1 pseudogene is annotated in these 912 nt (G+C 41.8%); it reads right to left on the reverse strand.

Annotation, left to right across the window (positions count from 1 at the left end):
• Window positions 1-16: 16 nt before the first annotated feature.
• Window positions 17-868, reverse strand: a pseudogene (locus BV375_RS33070) (IS5 family transposase).
• Between the last annotated feature and the right edge of the window lie 44 nt (window positions 869-912).

Below are 912 nucleotides of genomic sequence, written 5' to 3' on the forward strand. Positions count from 1 at the left end.
AGACCTCTTGCATGAATCAAGAAAAAAGAGCAAGTTCATAGTTAATCAGTCCAGCAATCAAATTGCATCGCAAGCCAAAACGTTTTCTACGATTCCGATATTGTTCTTTGAGGATGCGAAAAATCTTCAATCGAGGTTGAGATGTTCGCCAACAATACGTAGGCTAGCTAAGTGACGATTGTGCTGGCGTTCTGGAGTAGATAAATCTTCCCCACGAGGTTTCCTACTGGGTATGCAGCTGTTGGGATGGAGTTTGGCAATACCTTGATAACCTTTATCAGCTAAACACAACTGTGAAGTATGAAATCTGACCTTGGTATTTCTCCATAAACGAAAGTCATGGATGCGACCAACTCCATAAGCTGTACAAAGAATTTTGCCACTAGCTTGGTCAACTACCAATTGTGCCTTTAAAGTATGTCGTTTTTTCTTACCGCTATAGTATCGGCGCTGTTTTTTTTTGGGCGTTCTATTGGTGTTTCAGTCACATCTACTACCAATACCTTCCATTCATAGGCTGCTTGCAATTCTTTTTTCCCTGGTAGTCGGAATGCTCCTGATTTAATCAAGATATTTTCTACTTTCCGTACTATCCGGCATACAGTGGACTCATGTATACCCCAACTTTTAGAAATATGGAAGTAAGTACGATATTCCCCGGAGGCGGAGCGTCTCCGGCTCCGCGCCAATATGAGAGTGCTACTAGTAAGTGGTCTTCCACACCTAACTTTGGCTGTCCACCTTTTTTCCCGCTTCTAACTAGTTCTGGCTTGAGAACTTCTACCATCTTCTTAAACGTGGCAATATGCACTCCACATAACCGTTTGAATTCTGGTGGTGGCAGGTCTTTTATCTGTTCGTAGCTCATTGCTCTTTGTTTTTTGACCTGTATTTTTTCATGCTTACATTATT

This window comes from Nostoc sp. 106C (assembly GCF_002154725.1).
Classification (GTDB): Bacteria; Cyanobacteriota; Cyanobacteriia; order Cyanobacteriales; family Nostocaceae; genus Aulosira.